Source organism: Clavibacter quasicaliforniensis (assembly GCF_051201715.1).
Taxonomy (GTDB): Bacteria; Actinomycetota; Actinomycetes; order Actinomycetales; family Microbacteriaceae; genus Clavibacter; species Clavibacter seminis.
In genome coordinates this window covers 1,107,724-1,125,201 of record NZ_CP139624.1, presented here as the reverse complement: position 1 = coordinate 1,125,201, position 17,478 = coordinate 1,107,724, and the positions used below count along the sequence as shown (strand labels likewise).

Below are 17,478 nucleotides of genomic sequence, written 5' to 3'. Positions count from 1 at the left end.
GCGGGCAGGAACCTGGAGGCACCGTGGCCGACGCAGTCCGAGATCAGCACACCGAGGGCGCGTCGCGCGCCCGCAGCGGACAGCCGGACGGTGCGCGGCCACCCGGATCCCGCCGGGCCGAGATCGGCATGCCCATCGCGCTGCTCGGCCTCTTCGTGGCGCTGATGCCGCCGATCATCGTGTCGCTCGCGCTCAAGGTCGCCGAGGTCGCGCCGGACGACACCGCCGGCACGCTCAGCCTCGTGCTCGGCCTCGGCGCGCTCGTCGCCCTGGTCGTGAACCCGCTCGCCGGCCGCCTCTCCGACCGCACGCCCGGCCGCTTCGGCATGCGCCGCCCCTGGATCATCGGCGGCGTCGTCCTCGGGTACGGCGCGCTCATCCTCCTCACGCAGGCCACCACCGTGCTCGCGCTCGTGGGCGCCTGGATGCTCGTGCAGGGCTCGTTCAACGCCGCCATCGCCGCGCTCATCGCCGTCATGGCCGACTCCGCCCGCCCGCGCAACCGCGGTCGGGTCGCGGCGGCCATCGGCGTCGCCCAGAACGGCTCGCTCGTGGTCGGCACCTTCATCGTGCAGCTGTTCACGACCACGACGCAGCAGGTGCTCGTGCCCGGCGCGGTCGGCGTCGCCGTGGTCGTCGTCTTCGCGCTCGTCTTCCGCGACCGCGTGCTCACCGAGCGCCCGACCACCCGCCTCAGCGTGCGGGAGCTCCTCGGATCGTTCGTGTTCGACCCGCGCCGCAACCCCGACTTCGGCTGGGCCTGGCTCATGCGCTTCCTGCTCACGGCCGGCGCCGTGACCGCCACGAACTACCTCGCCTTCTACCTCATCGACGACCTCGGGGTCGCGCAGGCCGACGTCGCCAACGCCGTCTTCGTCGCGACGCTCTTCAACGTGATGGGCGTCGTCGCCACCACGTTCGTGGCCGGCTGGCTGAGCGACCGGCTCGGCCGGCGCAAGGTGTTCGTGGCGGCCGCGGCGCTCGTCGCGGTGATCGGCCTCGTGATCCTCGCCCTCGCGCCCAGCCTCGCCGTCGTCTACGTCGCGCAGCTCGTCATCGGCGCGGGCATCGGCTCGTTCTACGCGGTCGACCTCGCGCTCATCACCGACGTGCTGCCGAGCGACGCCGACAACGGCAAGGACCTCGGCGTCGTCAACATCGCGCAGGCGCTGCCGCAGTCGCTCGTGCCGACCGCCGCGAGCGGCGTGGTGGGGATCGCCGGCTACCCCGGCCTCTTCCTCGCGGGCGCCGCCGCCGGCCTCCTCGGCGCGGTCGCGGCGTTCCGCGTGAAGGGCGTCCGATGACCGTGCAGCACGAGCAGGATCGACCAGACGCCGATGTCACCCGAGGAGCACCCATGGACCCGCACGAGAAGACCCCGCACGACACCACCCCTCTCGACCCCGCCACCGCCCGTCTCGAGGAGCTGGCCGCGCGCCTCACCCTCGAGCAGAAGGTGCAGCTGATCACCGGCCGCGACTTCTGGACCACCTGGCCCGTGGAAGGGATCGGCCTCCGCCGCATGCTCGTCTCCGACGGCCCGAGCGGCGTGCGCGGCGAGGTCTGGGACGAGCGCTCGCCGTCGCTCAACCTGCCGTCCGCGTCCGCGCTGTCGTCCAGCTGGGACACCGGGATCGCCGCCCGCTACGGCCGCGCGTCCGCCGTCGAGGCGCGCCGCAAGGGCGTCGACGTCGTGCTCGGCCCGACCATCAACCTGCACCGCTCCCCCTACGGCGGGCGGCACTTCGAGGCCTTCAGCGAGGATCCGCTGCTCACCGCCGACCTGGCCGCCGCCTACGTGCGCGGCGTGCAGGAGAACGGCGTCGGCGCGACGCCCAAGCACTACGTCGCCAACGAGTACGAGACCGACCGCTTCACCGCCGACAGCGTGGTCTCCGAGCGGGCGCTCCGCGAGCTGTACCTCGCCGCGTTCGAGAAGGCCGTCGTCGAGTCGCGCGCCTGGCTCGTGATGAGCTCGTACAACTCCATCAACGGCACGACGTCGACCGAGAACGACCTGCTCGAGACGCCGCTCAACTCCGAGTGGGGCTTCGACGGCGTGGTCGTCAGCGACTGGACGGGCGTCCGCAGCGTGGACGCCGCGCGCGCGTCGCAGGACCTCGAGATGCCGGGCCCGGTCGGCGCGTGGGGCGACGCGCTCCTCGACGCGGTGCGCGACGGCCGCGTGCTCGAGTCCGACATCGACCGCAAGGTGGTGCGCCTGCTGCGCCTCGCCGCCCGCGTCGGCGCGCTCGAGGGCTTCGACGCCGTCGTGCCCGCGCCCGTCGAGGTCGAGGACGGCGTCGCGTTCGCGCGCACGGCCGCCGCCGCAGGCACGGTGCTCGTCCGCAACGAGGACGCCGCCCTGCCGCTCGACGCGTCCGCGCTCCGCTCCGTCGCGGTCATCGGCCACAACGCCGTCGAGGCGCGCACGCAGGGCGGCGGCAGCGCGACCGTCATCCCGGAGCACGTGGTGACGCCGCTCGACGGGATCCGCGCTGCCCTCGGCGACGGCGTCGACGTGCGGTACGCGCGCGGCGCGGTCGTGCAGAAGGGGATCCAGGAGCTGCCGCTCGCGGAGATCCGGAACCCCCGCACGGGCGAGCCCGGCGCCCTCGTGCGCTTCCTCGACGCCGACGGCGGCGAGATGTTCACGGAGGACCGCCGGGCGACGACGCTCATGTACTTCGGCGGCGACGCGCCCACGGGCACGGCGGCCGTCATCGAGATCACGACCCGCTGGACGCCGGCGGAGACGGGCGAGGTGCTGTTCGGCTTCAGCGCCACCGGCCGCGGGCGCGTGCACGCCGACGGCCGGCTCCTCCGCGAGGACGGCGCCGCGCCCGTGGGCATGGACCTCGGCGCGAGCCTCATGTCGCCGCCCTCGATCTCCGCGCCGCTCCAGGCGACCGCCGGCCAGCCGGTGGATCTGAGGGTCGAGTTCGAGCTGACCAGCGCGCCCGGCGGCCTCGCGGGCATCCTCGGGATCACGGTGGGCCTCGAGGCCGACGAGTCCGAGCCCGAGCGCCTGCTGGACGAGGCCGTCGAGGCCGCGACCGGCGCGGACGTCGCGATCGTCGTCGTCGGCACCAACGCCCAGGTCGAGTCCGAGGGCTTCGACCGCGACTCGCTCGCGCTCCCCGGCCGGCAGGACGAGCTCGTGCGCCGCGTCGCCGCCGCCAACCCGCGCACGATCGTCGTCGTCAACTCCGGATCCCCCGTGCTCCTCCCCTGGCGCGAGGACGTGCAGGCGCTGCTCCTCGCCTGGTTCGGCGGCCAGGAGTTCGGCGGCGCCCTAGCCGACGTGCTGTTCGGCGACGTCGAGCCGGGCGGCCGCCTCCCCACCACGTGGCCCGCGACCGAGGAGGACGTCCCCGTCCGCTCCGTCACGCCGGTCGACGGGAAGGTGGTCTACGACGAGGGGATCCACGTCGGCTACCGTGCCTGGCTCCGCTCGGGCGCGACCCCGGCCTACGCATTCGGGCACGGTCTCGGCTACACGACGCACGAGATCGACGACCTGCGCGTCGCCGAGGACGGCGGCGGCGGGATCACCGCGACCGTCCGCGTGACCAACACGGGCGACCGCGCCGGGAAGCAGGTCGTGCAGGCCTACCTGTCGCGAGCGGGATCCGCGGTCGACCGGCCGGTGCGCTGGCTCGCGGGCTTCGCGTCCGTGGAGCTCGCCGCGGGCGCGTCCGCCGAGGTCGACGTCGCGGTCGGCGCGCGGACCTTCGCGCACTGGGACGGCGGCTGGCAGCGCGAGCCCGGCGCGTTCCGCCTGCACGTCGGCACCTCGGTGACGGCGACGCCGCTGGAGGCCGAGGTCGACCCGGCGGCCTGACCGGCGCAACCCGCACGACCCGCGAGGCGGGCGGCCGACGGATCCGGACGGGCTCAGCCCGCGACGATCCGCCGGCCGCCCGCCTCGAACTCGTCGAGGTCGCCCGTCGCGCCCTGGCGCACCGCCCGGCCGCCGACGACCACCATGTAGAAGAGGAACGCCCCGAGCGCGGCGGCCCCGATCGCGATCTTGAGCGGCACGGGCCACTGCTGCGGCGTCACGAAGCCCTCGATGATCCCGGAGACCAGCAGCACGAGCACGAGCCCCATGGCCACCGTGATGAGCGCGCGCCCGTCCTCGGCGAGCGCCTGGCCGCGCGTGCGGGCGCCGGGCGCGATCCACGCCCACGAGATGCGGAGGCCCGCGGCGGCCGCCACGAAGATCGCCGTCAGCTCCAGCAGGCCGTGCGGGAGGATGTAGGAGAAGAACGTGCCGCCCTCGCCGTAGGAGAACATCACGGCGGTCGTCATGCCGAGGCCCTGCGCGTTCTGCAGGATCACGTACGGCACCCACAGCCCCGTGATCCCGAAGGCCACGCACTGCGCGGCGATCCACGCGTTGTTCGTCCAGACCTGGCCCGTGAACGAGGCCGCCGGGTTCTCGCTGTAGTAGTCGACGAAGTCGTCCTCGACGTACTTGCGGAGGTCGGCATCGCTGCCGAGGCTCGCGATCATCGAGGGGTCGCGGAGGATCCACGTGGCGTAGAGCGCGACGATGGCGACCGTGACGAGCGCGACGGCGAGCGTCAGCCAGCGGATCCGGTACAGGGCCGCCGGCAGGTCGACCGCGAAGAACGCGGGGATGCGCGACGCGACGTTGGTGCTCTGCCCGGTGAAGCGCATGCGGGCCCGCGAGAGCGCCACCGAGAGCCGGTCGCCCTGCGCGGTGGATCCGGCCGCCGCCTGGATCGCGGACAGCTCGGCCGCGCCCGCCTGGTACCGGTCGACGAGCTCGTCGGCGTCGGGTCCGGTGAGCCGGCGCCGGCCCGCGAGGCGGGCGAGCCGGTCCCAGTCGTCCCGGTGGGCGGCGGTGTAGGCGTCGAGGTCCATCTGCTTGACTATATGCATGGCGGCAGCCGACGCGCACGACCCGATGCTCTCGGACGGTCCCGACGCGCTCGTGGTCGGCGAGGCCGTCGCCCTCGACGTCCGTCCCGCGGGCTTCGTGCTGCGGGCCGCCGGCGCCGCCATCGACGTGATCGCGTCCCTGGTCGTGGGCCTCCTGCTCGTGCTCCTCATCGGCCGGCTCGCGGGCGCTGGCCTCCTCGACGCCGCCTCCAGCGCGGCGTGCGCCATCGCCGCCGTCGTCCTCGCGATCGTCGTCATGCCCGTCGTGGTCGAGGTCGCGTCGCGCGGCCGGTCGCTCGGGCGCTGGGCCGTCGGCGCGCGCATCGTGCGGGCGGACGGCGGCGGCATCGGCCTCCGGCACACGGTCGCCCGGGCGCTCGTCGGGATCCTCGAGATCTACCTCACGCTCGGCGGGCTCGCCGCGCTCGTGGGCCTCCTCAGCCCGCGCGCCCAGCGCCTCGGCGACCTCGTGGCCGGCACCCGCTCGCAGCACGAGCGCGTGCCCGCGTATCCCGCTCCCCTGCCGCCCGTGCCGCCGCACCTCGTCGCGTGGGCGTCCGAGGCCGACGTCGGCCGCCTCCCGGACGCGCTCGGCCGTCGCCTCGCCCGGTTCCTCACGCAGCGCGAGGCCATGACGCCGGCCTCCCGCGCGCGCCTCGCCGCGGAGCTCGCGAACGAGGCGGCGGTGCACGTGTCGCCGCTGCCGGCCGCGGATCCCGAGTCCTTCGTCACTGCCGTCGGCGCCGTCCGCCGCGAGCGCGAGCACCGCGCGCTGATGCTGGAGCGCGACCGCATGGCGTCGCTCGAGCCGATCCTCGCGGGGCTGCCGCACGGGTTCCCGGCGCGCGGCGGATCCACGGCCGACTGACTCGGCGCGCGCCACGCCGCCCGGCGCCCGCACGCGACGACGCCGCCCGCCCCTGCTGAGGGGACGGACGGCGTCGGCGTGAGCTCGCGGATCAGTACCGGTAGTGGTCCACCTTGTACGGCCCCTCGACCGGCACGCCGATGTAGGCGGCCTGCTCGGGACGGAGCTCCGTGAGCTCGACGCCGAGCGCGTCGAGGTGCAGGCGCGCCACCTTCTCGTCGAGGTGCTTCGGCAGCACGTACACGCCGATCGGGTACTGCTCGTTCCGCACCCACAGCTCGATCTGCGCGAGCACCTGGTTCGTGAACGAGTTGCTCATCACGAAGGACGGGTGGCCTGTCGCATTGCCGAGGTTCATCAGGCGGCCCTCGGAGAGCACGAGCACGCTGCGGCCCGACGGCAGGCGCCACTCGTGCACCTGCGGCTTGATCTCCACCTTCTCCACGCCCGGGAGGCGCTCGAGGCCGGCCATGTCGATCTCGTTGTCGAAGTGGCCGACGTTCGCGATGATGGCCTGGTGCTTCATGCGCTGGATGTCGTCCACGCGCACGACGTCGACGTTGCCCGTGCCGGTGACCAGGATGTCGACCGTCTCGATGACCGACGAGAGCTTCGCGACCTGGTAGCCGTCCATCGCCGCCTGGAGCGCGCAGATCGGGTCGACCTCGGAGACGATGACGCGCGCGCCCTGGCCGCGCAGCGCCTCGGCCGCGCCCTTGCCGACGTCGCCGTATCCGACGACGAAGGCGACCTTGCCGCCGATGAGCACGTCGGTGGCGCGGTTGAGGCCGTCGGGCAGGGAGTGGCGGATGCCGTACTTGTTGTCGAACTTGCTCTTGGTGACCGAGTCGTTGACGTTGATCGCCGGGAACAGCAGCTCGCCGTCGCGCGCCAGCTCGTACAGGCGGTGGACGCCCGTGGTGGTCTCCTCGGTGACGCCCTGGATGTCGGCGGCGCGGCGGGTCCAGCGGTCGGAGGACGCGGCGAGGCTGCGGCGGAGCGTGTCGAGGATCACGCGGTACTCGTGGCTGGCGTCCTCCGGCGTCTCGGGCACGACACCCGCGAGCTCGTACTCGCGGCCCTTGTGCACCAGGAGGGAGGCGTCGCCGCCGTCGTCGAGGATCATGTTCGGGCCCGTCCAGTCGGCGCCCGCGGCCTGGGCCTCGCCCGACCAGTCGAAGATCTGCTCGGTGCACCACCAGTACTCCTCGAGCGTCTCGCCCTTCCAGGCGAAGACGGGGACGCCCGCGGGCGCCTCCGGGGTTCCTGCTCCCACCGCGACGGCGGCCGCGGCCTCGTCCTGCGTGGAGAAGATGTTGCAGCTCGCCCAGCGCACCTGCGCGCCGAGGGCGGTGAGGGTCTCGATGAGCACGGCCGTCTGCACGGTCATGTGGATGGATCCGGCGACGCGCGCGCCCGCGAGCGGCTGCGCCGCGCCGAACTCCTCGCGGAGGGCCATGAGGCCCGGCATCTCGTTCTCGGCGAGGCGGATCTGGTGGCGTCCGGACTCCGCGAGGGAGAGGTCGGCGACGCGGAAGGGCAGAGCGGTGGACGTGGCTTCCGGGAGCAGGGTCATGCCTCCAGTCTCGCATCCGACGCGTGACGCCCGGCCGTGGATGACGACCAGGCGCCCGCCCTGCTACCGGAAGCGGCGCAGGCGCAGGCTGTTCGTGACGACGAACACCGACGAGAGCGCCATCGCCAGGCCCGCGACCAGCGGGTTGAGGAGGCCGAGCATCGCGACCGGGATCGCGGCGGCGTTGTAGGCGAAGGCCCAGAACAGGTTTCCGCGGATCGTGCCGAGCGTGCGCCGCGCGAGCCGCACGGCGTCGGCGACGAGCACGAGGTCGCCGCGGACGATCGTGATGTCGCCCGCCTCGATGGCCGCGTCGGTGCCCGTGCCCATCGCGATCCCGAGGTCGGCCTGCGCGAGGGCGGCGGCGTCGTTCACGCCGTCGCCGACCATCGCGACGACGCGCCCCTCGCCCTGCAGGCGGCGCACGGCGTCGAGCTTGCCCTCGGGGAGGACGCCCGCGATCACCTCGTCGATGCCGACCTCGGCGGCGACGCGGTGCGCGGCGCCCGCGGTGTCGCCGGTCAGGAGCACGGGACGCAGGCCCAGCGCGCGCATGCGGCGGACGGCCTCGGCGCTCGTGGGCTTGACGGTGTCGGCGACGGCGAGGATCCCGCGGACGGCACCGTCCCACGCGACCGCGACGACGGTGGATCCTTCCGTCTCGGCCTCGCGCAGCGCCTCGGCGAGCGACGCGTCGGGCTCGGCGGCCCACTGCTCGGCGAGCCACGCAGGCCGGCCGACCGCGACCGCGCGGCCGTCGACCACGCCGTGGACGCCGAGGCCAGCGGTGGCGGCGAAGCCCTCGACGGCGGGCAGGGATCCCGCGCCCGCCGCCTCGACGACGGCCCGCGCGACCGGGTGCTCGGACCGCGCCTCGAGGGCGGCGGCCACGCGCAGGAGCTCGTCGGCGTCGACGTCCGCCGCGGGCACGGCCCGCACGAGCGACATGACGCCCGTGGTGACGGTGCCGGTCTTGTCGAGCAGCACGGTGTCGATGCGCCGGGTCGACTCCAGGACCTCGGGGCCGGTGATGAGGATCCCGAGCTGGGCGCCGCGCCCCGTGCCCACGAGGAGCGCGGTCGGCGTCGCGAGGCCGAGGGCGCACGGGCACGCGATGATCAGCGTGGCCACCGCCGCGGTGAACGCGGCCTCGGGCGGGAAGCCGAGAAGCAGCCAGCCGACGAGCGTGCCGACGGCGAGCACGAGCACGACCGGCACGAAGACGGCGGAGACGCGGTCGGCGAGGCGCTGGATCCGGGCCTTGCCGGTCTGCGCCTCCTCCACGAGCGCGGCCATGCGGGCGAGCCGGGTCTCCTCGCCCACGCGCGTGGCGCGCACGAGCAGGCGTCCGCCGGCGTTGAGGGTCGCGCCCGTGACGTCGTCGCCGGGCCCGACCTCCACGGGCAGCGACTCGCCCGTGAGGAGCGAGCGGTCGACCGCGCTGGATCCGTCGGCGACCACGCCGTCGGTCGCGATGCGCTCGCCCGGCCGCACGACGAACTCCTCGCCGACCCTTAGGTCGCGGATGGGGATCCGCCGCTCGACGCCGTCGCGCACGACGGCGACGTCCTTGGCGGCGAGGTCGAGGAGGGCGGCGAGGGCGGCGCCGGACGCCCGGGCGGCCCGCGCCTCCAGGTAGCGGCCGCCGAGGAGGAAGACGGTGACGGCCGCGGCGACCTCGAGGTAGACGTCGCCGGATCCGCCGCCGGGTTCCTGGACGAGGCTCATGGTCATGCGCATGCCGGGCTCGCCCGCGTCGCCGAGGAAGAGCGCGTAGAGCGACCAGAGGAACGCGGCGGCGACGCCGATGCTCACGAGCGTGTCCATGCCGACGCCGCCGTGGCGCGCGCTGACGGCGGCCGACCGGTGGAACGGCCACGCGCCCCACACCGCGACCGGCGCGGCGAGCGCGAGCGACAGCCACTGCCAGTCCCGGAACTGCAGCGCGGGGATCATCGCCATGAGGAACACGGGGACGGTGAGCGCCGCGGAGACCACGAGCCGCTGCCGGAGCGCGAGCTCGTCGGCGTCGGGGCGGCGGGCGGCGACGGCGTCGCGGGCGGGCGGGTCCGTCGGGGCGGGCGCGGGCGCGGGATCCGAGGCGGCGACGGGCGCGTCCGGCCGGACGCGGGGAGCCGCGACCGGGACGGGCGCGCGCTCCGCGGATGCGGATGGGACGGGAGCGGATGCGGATGGGACGGGAGCGGATGCGGATGGGACGGGAGCGGATCCGGACACCCCGTCCGCCGGCGCGCTCCCCCATCCCGCCCGCTCGGACGCCCGGTACCCCGTCCGCTCGATGGTGCGGATGGCATCCTCGACGCTCGTGCCCGCGGGCAGCTGCACGCGCGCGCGGTGCGTGGCGTAGTTGACGGCGGCCTCGACCCCGGGCATCCGGCCGAGCTTGCGCTCGATGCGCATCGCGCACGACGCGCACGTCATGCCCTGCACGTCGAGGTCGACGCGCGTCAGCACGACGCCGTCCTCGGCCGGGGCGGCGGCGGGATCCACGGCGGGCGCGGATCCGGATGCGGGGTAGGTCACGTCAGAGCCCCGCGACGTACCCGGCCTCGTCGACCGCGGCGCGCACGGCCTCGGGGTCGAGCGGCGCATCGCTCTCCACGGTGACGGTGGATTCCCCGCCCACGACCAGCTCGACGGCCACGGACGCGACGCCCGGCAGCTCGCCGACCTCCTCGGTGACGCTCGCGACGCAGTGCGCGCAGGTCATGCCGGTGACGGGGAAGGTCGTGGTGGTCATGGTGCCTCCTTCGTGTCGTGCGATGTCGATGGGCGTCGGCGGATCAGGACCGGACGAGCCGCGCGATGGCCGCGGAGGCCTCGCGCACCTTGTCGTCCGCGACCTGGCCGCCCTCGCGCGCCGCCTCCGCGAGGCAGTGGGCGAGGTGGTCGTCGAGCAGCTTCAGCGCCACGGTCTCCATGGCGCGAGTGACGGCGGAGACCTGCGTGAGCACGTCGATGCAGTACGTGTCGGACTCGACCATGCGCTCGATGCCGCGCACCTGGCCCTCCGCGCGCCGCAGCCGCTTGAGGATGTCGTCCTTGCCCTCGCTGTACCCGACCATGGCGGCCACCTCCCGTTCCGTCCATGGTACCCCCTAGGGGTATCAATGGATACCCCCTGGGGGTGTGGATCGCGCGGGGCGGACACGACGACGCCGCGCCCCTCGGGAGGGACGCGGCGTCGTGTGGTGCGGGTGGCGGGATCAGGCCCCGCGGATCAGCCCCAGGAGCTCGTCGCGGAGGGCGGCCATCTTCGCCTCGGTCGACGCCTCGACGTTCAGGCGCAGGAGCGGCTCGGTGTTCGAGGGGCGGACGCTGAACCACCAGAAGGATCCGTCGTCGCCGACCGGGCCGTCGACCGTGAGGCCGTCGAGCTCGTCGAACTCGCCGCGGCCGCGGAAGGCCTCGACGATGCGCTCGTAGGCGGCGGGCACGTCGTCGACCGTGCTGTTGATCTCGCCCGACAGCGCGTACGGCGTGTAGCGCGCGGAGAGGTCGGACATGAGGCCGTCGGTCTGGCCGAACTCCGCGAGCAGGTGCATCGCGGCGAGCATGCCGTTGTCGGCGCCCCAGAAGTCGCGGAAGTAGTAGTGCGCGGAGTGCTCGCCGCCGAAGACGGCGCCGGTGGCGGCCATCTGGTCCTTGATGAGCGAGTGGCCGACCCGCGTGCGGACGGCCGTGGCGCCCGCCGCCTCGATGGTCTCGGGCACGATGCGCGAGGTGATGAGGTTGTGCAGCACCGTGACGTCCTCATCCGGCGACTGCGCCTTCACGCGCGAGATCTCGCGGAGCGCGACGATGGCGGCGACGGCGCTGGGCGTGACCGCCTGGCCCTTCTCGTCCACGACGAAGCAGCGGTCCGCGTCGCCGTCGAAGGCGAGGCCGAGGTCGGCGCCGTGCTCGACGACCGCCTTCTGCAGGTCGACGAGGTTCGCCGGCTCGAGCGGGTTCGCCTCGTGGTTCGGGAAGGTGCCGTCGAGCTCGAAGTACAGCGGGATGATCTCGATGGGCAGCTCGGGCAGGCCGGCCGCGGTGCCGAGCACGGCCGGGACGGTCATGCCGCCCATGCCGTTGCCCGCGTCGACCACGACGCGCAGGGGGCGGATGGCGGAGAGGTCGACCAGCTGGCGCAGGTAGCCCGCGTAGTCGGCGAGCACGTCGCGCTCGCGCACCACGCCCGCGGGCTCCACCGCGGCGATGCCGTCGGCCAGGAAGCCGATGGCGCGGTCGCGGATGGCGCCGAGGCCCGTGTCGAGGCTGATGCCCTGGGCGCCCGCGCGGGAGAACTTGAGGCCGTTGTAGGTGGCGGGGTTGTGGCTCGCGGTGAACATGACCGCGGGGGCGTCGAGGGATCCCGACGCGAAGTAGGTCTCATCCGTGGAGCAGAGCCCGATGAGGAGGACGTTCCCGCCGCGGGCCGTCGCGCCCCGGGCGAACGCCTGCGCGAAGGACGGCGAGGAGTCGCGCATGTCGTGGCCGACGACGATCTCGCCACCGGCCGCGCCGAGCTCGTCGACGAAGCCCGCGCCGAGAGCCGTGACCAGCTCCTCGGTGAGCTGGCTCCCGACGAGACCTCGCACGTCGTAGGTCTTCACGATGGCGGTCAGCGTCTCGGCGGGAGTCGTCGTCATGCTCAGGAACCTACCTCACCGAGCACCCCGTGCCGGACGATCTGCCAGCCCTGCGGGGCCGAGAGACGGGCGGCGTGGCGGTCGCAGAGGTCGTAGCTGTGCGGCTCGGAGTCGTGGCTGAGGGGACCGAGGACGGCCATGGAGTCCGCGTAGACGTAGGTGAGGGTGGTCGTGGCGCCGCCGGTGCAGCCGACGCGGGAGCAGGGCCTGTTCGTCATGTCGGGCCCACACTACCGCCGACCCCGGGGCCGTACGATGGGGCCATGCCACGATCGCGCCGCCGGGGAGGCCACGTCTCCATCCGGGGCTCCTGGCGGGATCGGCACGGCCGCGGCCTCCGCTCCCCCGTCACCGGCCCGGAGCTGCCGGTGCTCCGCACGCGCGCCGACGTCTTCGACCAGACCATCGCGTCCGCCGCCGAGTACCTCCGCGGCCTCTGGCCCGACGAGCTCGACCGCGTCTCGTTCGAGGTCGCCGCGCTGCCCGCCCGCAACAGCGAGCGGGACGGCATCGACCGCTGGAGCGTGCTCGCCGACGAGCGCCGCGTCATCTTCTACCGGCTCCCCATCGAGCGCCTCGCGCACCTGCACGAGGAGGACGAGTACCACCAGCGGGCGCTCGTCGAGGGCTGCGTGTACCGCGCGGTGGCCGAGCTGCTCGGCAAGGACCCGTGGGACCTCGCCCCCGACAGGTACGACCCGCACTGACCGCGGATCCCGAACGTGCGTGAGGCGTCCGCCCGGCGTCAGTATCTCCCGGCGTCAGCGCCTCCCGGCGTCAGCGCCTCCCGGCGTCAGGGGTGGACGCGCAGCGGATCCGCGGCCGGGAGCACCGGCACGACGGGCAGCGCCGCGGATCGCCCGGGCTCTGCGAGGGTCACCGTCGCGGTGAGGCCGGCGGTGCCCTCGAGCAGGTAGGTGCGCCCTGCTTCGACGGCGGCCGAGACCTCGGATCCGGCGGGGACGTCGAGCGAGACGGCCGCCGAGCCGTCGGTCGGGCGTGCCGTGACGGACGCCGCCTGGTCGCCGGCGTTCCGCAGGTGCAGGAGCGGCGCCGGCCCCGCGGGCACCGACACGAGCGCGTCGCGCGAGAGCGCCCCCGCGGACGGGAGCCAGGCGAAGTCGGTCGCGCCGCTCTCCGCCGCGCCGGACACGCTGCGCACGGCCGCCGTGACCGGCGCCGAGCTCTGGACGGTGACCGAGTAGCGGCCGTCGGGGAGGGCGGAGACGGGCACTTCGATCGTGCGGCCCGCGTCGGCCTGCAGGGTGAACGTGGTCCCCGTGCCGTCCGTGCCCTCCTCGGGGGCGACGCTGACGCTGACGTCGGCGTCCTCGGATCCGGGGACCACGATGCGCACGGCCGTCACGAGGTCGGGGTCGGCGCCGCCGTCCGAGCCGGCTCCGGGGGCGGCCCCGCCCTCGTCGGCGGCGGGCGCGTCCCCGCCCTCGACGGGCGCGACGGGCGCCGCCTGCGAGTCGATGCGGAGGCCGGTCATGGTGAGCGCGGTGGACGGGGCGGCGGCCGGGCCGATCCAGTCGACGCCGCCCGCGAGGAGCCCGCGGACCGTGCTCTGCTCGAGCCGGGCGACGACCTGGCCGCCGCGGCTCTGGACGTGCACGGCCGGGGAGGTGAGGTCGGGGGCGAGGCCGGCGAGGCTGAGCACGCGGCGGCCTCCGGCCGGCACGGAGATGCCGCTGGCGCCGGGGGCGCTGACGGCCCCCTCCTCGCCCGTGATGGCGAGGTCGACGGTGGAGGAGACGCCGGACGGGTTGTCGAGCACGACGAATGTGGTGCGGCCGGTGGTCGTCGCGCCGCCCACGAGCCACGCGTCTGCGGTGGCCTCGGAGCACGACGTGGCGGCGAGCCCCGCGAGGTCGGACTCCGTCGCGATCTCGGACGCCGCGCCCGCGAGGTCGGTCGGGGCGTCGTCGACGGCGCCCGCCACGGCGAGGACGGAGGGCGCGCTCGACGCCCCGCCCTGCACCTCGGGAGCCTGGATCCGCGACGTGCGGACGGCCGGCGCGGCGCCCGTCGCCCCGGTCGTGGCGGATCCGCTCGTCACGGCGGCGCTCCCCACGGCGACCGCGGTGGTCGATGACGTCGCGTCCGCCGCGGGCGGACGGAGGAGCGAGCCGGGGCAGACGCGCTGCTGGTCGGTCACGACGGGGGTCACGAGCACCGAGGGGGCGCTCGCGTCACCCGCGGCGGGCGGGAGCAGCAGCGCGCCGGTCACCACGACCCCGAGCACGGCGACGCCGACGATCCCGGTGGTCACGCGCGTCGCGATGCGCACGGCGTCACGCCTGGCCATCTGTCCTCCTGCGGTCGTCGTCGGTGCCGCGGGGGCGGTCGTCGTCCCGGTGGGCGGCCGGCGCGGGCACGACGTCGTCGCCCTCCCCGTCGTCGCCGGCGCGGCGCTCCCCCGCCTGGCGGATGTCGCCGAAGGACGCGGCCTCCACGGCCTCGCCGGTCGGCTCGTCGATGTACGCGGGGGTGCCGCGGTCGTCGTGCGCGGGCCGCGGCTCCTCGGCGTCGGCCGGACGCGAGTCGGGGGCGGCGACGGGCTCGCGGTAGGCCGGCAGCGGACGGCTGCGCGCCGCGAGGCCGCCGGTGGGGATCGCCAGGAGCAGGGTGAGCGCGAACACGAGCGCCTGCGCCGCGAGCACGCTCGCGCGCCCCGGGTCGTCGAGGTTGCCGGGCGCCGCGACCTGGGCGACGAGGTCGTCGCTGCCCACGAAGCGCCAGAGGAGACCGGCCTCGGTCTGCCCCACGGCCGTGAAGACCGGGTCGTCGTCGAGGGCGGAGCGCGCGCGGTCGTGCACGGCGGCCTCCGCGTCGCCCGCTGGCGCCTCGAGGAGCACGTAGCTGACGCCGAGCGCGCGGAGCTCGTCGGTGGCGTCGAGGCCGGAGCGGGAGGAGACGTTGCCCGCCAGCTCGGCGACGCGCGTCTGCGTGTCGGACAGCGGGCCGATGGTCGAGTCGACCGTGGAGACCTGGTCGAGAGTGCGGCCGGCGCCGCGCTCGACGTCGGCGGAGAGCGAGCCGTCGTCCGCGGCGCGGAGCACGAGCGTGCCGACGGCGGGATCCGTCGCGGCCTCCGCGACCACGAGGCCGGGGAGCGAGGTGTCGGTGGTGGCGCGCACGGCGGTGGATCCGGCGACCGCGGCCGAGACGAGCGGCAGCGCGAGCACGACCAGGGTCACGGCGGCCACGAGCCCCGGCACGAGCGAGCGGCGGCCGAGCGTCGCGAAGCCGAGCACGAGGGCGCCGGCGAGGCCGAGCCAGAGCAGGCTGAGGCCGGATCCGGGCCAGACCGCGACGACGTCGGATCCGGTCGACTGCACCACGGTCCGCGCGGCGAGCACCGCGGTCGCGAACCCGAGCACCGTCACGCCGAGCGCGAGGGCGGCGCGGTGCGATCCGCGGAGGAAGAGCGCCGCGATCGCGCCCAGCACGAGCGGCGCGACCAGCACCGCGACCACGAGGAGCGGGACGGAGGCGGGGAGGCCGGCGCCCATGCCGTCGACGAACGCGGTCCAGCCGCCGAGGCCCGCGGTCGGGAAGCCCAGCGCGATTCCGGGCACGTCGGCGGGCGTGAAGCCCGCGGGGACGGCCGGGTCGGCGGCGAGGGCGAGCGGCTGCCCCTGCATCACGCGGTGGACGACGAGGGGGGCGACGAGGGCGAGCAGCGGCACCGGGATCGTGACGAGCCGCCCGGCGCGGCGTCCGGCCCGCACCGTGGCGACGAGCCAGAGCACGAGCACGGCGGGCACGAGCGACGGGGCGGATGCGCCGACGGCTGCCATCAGGATCCCCGCCACGGCGGAGGCGGACCACGAGCGCGGCGCCCGCAGCACCGCGAGCGCGAGCCACGGGAGGAGCAGGTGCGCGAGCACGGCCGGCAGGCGGCCGTCGCCGATCGCGACGAGCAGGGTGGGCGCGAGGGTCCAGACGAGGGCGGCGAGCGCGCGCAGCCAGGCGTTCCGCGTGAGCTGCGCGGCGCAGAGCCACGCGGCGAGGGCGGCGAGCGGCAGGGCGGCCACGAAGAGGCCGAGGACCGCGAGCGACGGCTCCCACGCGGTGATGCTGCCGAGCACGGCGAGCACGTACGCGAACGGGTCGGAGGGGGCGACGGGTCCGGCGCCGGATCCGCGGACGCCGATGCCGACCTGCGCCCACAGCGCGCCGGCGCTCGGGCCGAGCGGCAGGAGCTGGCCGCCGACGAGGGCCGTGCCGGTGAGCCGCGGCAGCCACATGACGGCGGAGAGGAGGAGCGCGGCGAGCACGGTCCAGCCGCCGCCGGTGGCGAGGAACTCGACGCCGTCGGAGACGCCCATGTGCTCGACGCGGTACTGCTCCCGGGCCAGCGACCGGCGGCGACGGCCGACCGCGAGCGGCTGGCGGAGCGACGCGATGCTCGACCACGGCGCCGTCCGGCTGGCGGCGAGCCGGCGGCGGCTGGCGCGGATCCGCCCGGGCGCGACGGCGACCCGCACGGCCGCGCCGATCTCGCCCGGTGCGGCGGTGGGCCGCTTGCGGAGCATCTGCAGCAGGGCGCGCAGGATGGCGAGCGGCACCAGCGAGAGCCAGTGGAACGGGACGGCGGCCGGCGGCGCGTAGGAGAGGCGGCGGTGCAGCTGCGCCTGCCTGCGCAGGCGACGGCGCCGACGACGCGGGGTGCGCTTGCCGAGGAAGGCGGTGCCGGGGGCGGCGTCGCCCGCGGAGGCGACGCGCGCGGCCGGGACGACCACGACGCGGTTGCCGGCGAGTCGCGCGCGGACGCAGAGGTCGAGCGCGTCGTCCATGACGGGCAGCGCGTCGTCGAACCCGCCGAGCTCGTCCCAGAGGCGGTGCCGCACGAGCATGCCGCCCGCGGCGACGCCGAGGACGTCGCTCATGTCGTCGTACTGCGCCTGGTCGAGCTCGACGTCGACGACCGGCACGGCCGCGCCGAGGGTCGTGAGCGTCGTCCCGAGCTCGTGGATGTAGCCCGGGTGGTCCCACTCCATGGTCTTCGGGCCGGCGACCGCGACGCTCGGCGACGCCTCGATCGCGGCGAGCAGGCGCTCGAGCGCGTCGGGCGCCGGCGCGTTGTCGGCCGACAGCAGCCAGAGCAGCTCGTGGTCGCCCTCGGGCGCGGGGATCACCCGGACGGCCTGGTCCACGGCCTGCCCGAAGGTCATCCGCGCCGGGGCCTGCACCATGCGGGTGGGGTCGGACGCCGCGAGCAGGGCGGCGGATCCGTCGCGGGAGCCGAGGTCGACCGCGACCACCTGGTCGGGGCGACGCGTCTGCGCGGCGAGGGCCTGGAGGGTCCGGTCGAGGAACTGCGCGCCCTCGTGGGCGACGAGGATCGCGGTTACTCGTGGCTGCATGACAGGGGAGACCCTACGTGGTGCGTGGTGGGGATCCGCCGCAGCGGGACGGCGCGCCGGAAGGCGGGCGCCGCGATGGCGGGGACGGCCGGG

Annotated in this window: 13 protein-coding genes; 4 read left to right on the top strand and 9 right to left on the bottom strand. The window is 75.2% G+C overall.

What is annotated here, in order from left to right:
• Positions 1 to 23: 23 nt before the first annotated feature.
• Both NL142_RS05400 and NL142_RS05395 read left to right on the top strand, forming a co-directional pair.
• The gene (locus NL142_RS05400) at positions 24 to 1,304 is read left to right on the top strand and encodes an MFS transporter (protein WP_435081259.1); all 1,281 of its coding nucleotides are present in this window, start codon (positions 24 to 26) and stop codon (positions 1,302 to 1,304) included.
• Between the two features lie 53 nt (positions 1,305 to 1,357).
• The gene (locus NL142_RS05395; RefSeq protein ID WP_435081258.1) at positions 1,358 to 3,844 is read left to right on the top strand and encodes a beta-glucosidase H; all 2,487 of its coding nucleotides are present in this window, start codon (positions 1,358 to 1,360) and stop codon (positions 3,842 to 3,844) included.
• 53 nt (positions 3,845 to 3,897) lie between these two features.
• Here the strand turns inward: NL142_RS05395 and NL142_RS05390 are convergent, their stop codons facing one another.
• Positions 3,898 to 4,893 carry a stage II sporulation protein M gene (locus tag NL142_RS05390; RefSeq protein WP_435081257.1) on the bottom strand — a complete coding sequence of 332 codons (996 nt, stop codon included), beginning with the start codon at positions 4,891 to 4,893 and terminating at the stop codon, positions 3,898 to 3,900.
• Between the two features lie 16 nt (positions 4,894 to 4,909).
• Here NL142_RS05390 and NL142_RS05385 point away from each other — a divergent pair, with 16 nt between their 5' ends.
• Positions 4,910 to 5,779: an RDD family protein gene (locus NL142_RS05385; protein WP_435081256.1), complete on the top strand. Its 870-nt coding sequence runs from the start codon at positions 4,910 to 4,912 to the stop codon at positions 5,777 to 5,779.
• A gap of 91 nt (positions 5,780 to 5,870) precedes the next feature.
• Here the strand turns inward: NL142_RS05385 and ahcY are convergent, their stop codons facing one another.
• From ahcY to NL142_RS05355, 6 genes are all read right to left on the bottom strand, one after another.
• Entirely contained in the window at positions 5,871 to 7,355 is a 1,485-nt protein-coding gene (ahcY, locus tag NL142_RS05380) for an adenosylhomocysteinase (protein WP_435081255.1), read from the bottom strand.
• A gap of 63 nt (positions 7,356 to 7,418) precedes the next feature.
• Positions 7,419 to 9,899, bottom strand: coding sequence for a heavy metal translocating P-type ATPase (locus NL142_RS05375; RefSeq protein ID WP_435081254.1), 2,481 nt, complete (start codon positions 9,897 to 9,899; stop codon positions 7,419 to 7,421).
• A gap of 1 nt (position 9,900) precedes the next feature.
• Positions 9,901 to 10,116 carry a heavy-metal-associated domain-containing protein gene (locus NL142_RS05370; RefSeq protein WP_435081253.1) on the bottom strand — a complete coding sequence of 72 codons (216 nt, stop codon included), beginning with the start codon at positions 10,114 to 10,116 and terminating at the stop codon, positions 9,901 to 9,903.
• A 43-nt stretch (positions 10,117 to 10,159) separates the two neighbouring features.
• Positions 10,160 to 10,441, bottom strand: coding sequence for a metal-sensitive transcriptional regulator (locus NL142_RS05365; RefSeq protein ID WP_015489737.1), 282 nt, complete (start codon positions 10,439 to 10,441; stop codon positions 10,160 to 10,162).
• A gap of 141 nt (positions 10,442 to 10,582) precedes the next feature.
• Positions 10,583 to 12,010 (bottom strand): phosphomannomutase/phosphoglucomutase, encoded by a 1,428-nt coding sequence (locus NL142_RS05360; protein WP_194683029.1) that lies wholly within the window; start codon positions 12,008 to 12,010, stop codon positions 10,583 to 10,585.
• Positions 12,011 to 12,012: 2 nt separating this feature from the next.
• On the bottom strand, positions 12,013 to 12,228 hold the full coding sequence (locus NL142_RS05355; RefSeq protein WP_012037719.1) for a DUF3499 family protein: 216 nt from the start codon (positions 12,226 to 12,228) through the stop codon (positions 12,013 to 12,015).
• 45 nt (positions 12,229 to 12,273) lie between these two features.
• Here NL142_RS05355 and NL142_RS05350 point away from each other — a divergent pair, with 45 nt between their 5' ends.
• Positions 12,274 to 12,717 (top strand): metallopeptidase family protein, encoded by a 444-nt coding sequence (locus NL142_RS05350; protein ID WP_104236351.1) that lies wholly within the window; start codon positions 12,274 to 12,276, stop codon positions 12,715 to 12,717.
• Positions 12,718 to 12,803: 86 nt separating this feature from the next.
• On the opposite strand, the gene NL142_RS05345 is transcribed toward NL142_RS05350, so the two are convergent.
• Together NL142_RS05345 and NL142_RS05340 are read right to left on the bottom strand one after the other, a co-directional pair.
• Positions 12,804 to 14,321 (bottom strand): DUF5719 family protein, encoded by a 1,518-nt coding sequence (locus NL142_RS05345; protein WP_435081252.1) that lies wholly within the window; start codon positions 14,319 to 14,321, stop codon positions 12,804 to 12,806.
• Positions 14,308 to 17,385 (bottom strand): glycosyltransferase, encoded by a 3,078-nt coding sequence (locus NL142_RS05340; RefSeq protein ID WP_435081251.1) that lies wholly within the window; start codon positions 17,383 to 17,385, stop codon positions 14,308 to 14,310. The genes NL142_RS05345 and NL142_RS05340 overlap by 14 nt, the downstream gene beginning before the upstream one ends.
• Positions 17,386 to 17,478 lie beyond the last annotated feature (93 nt).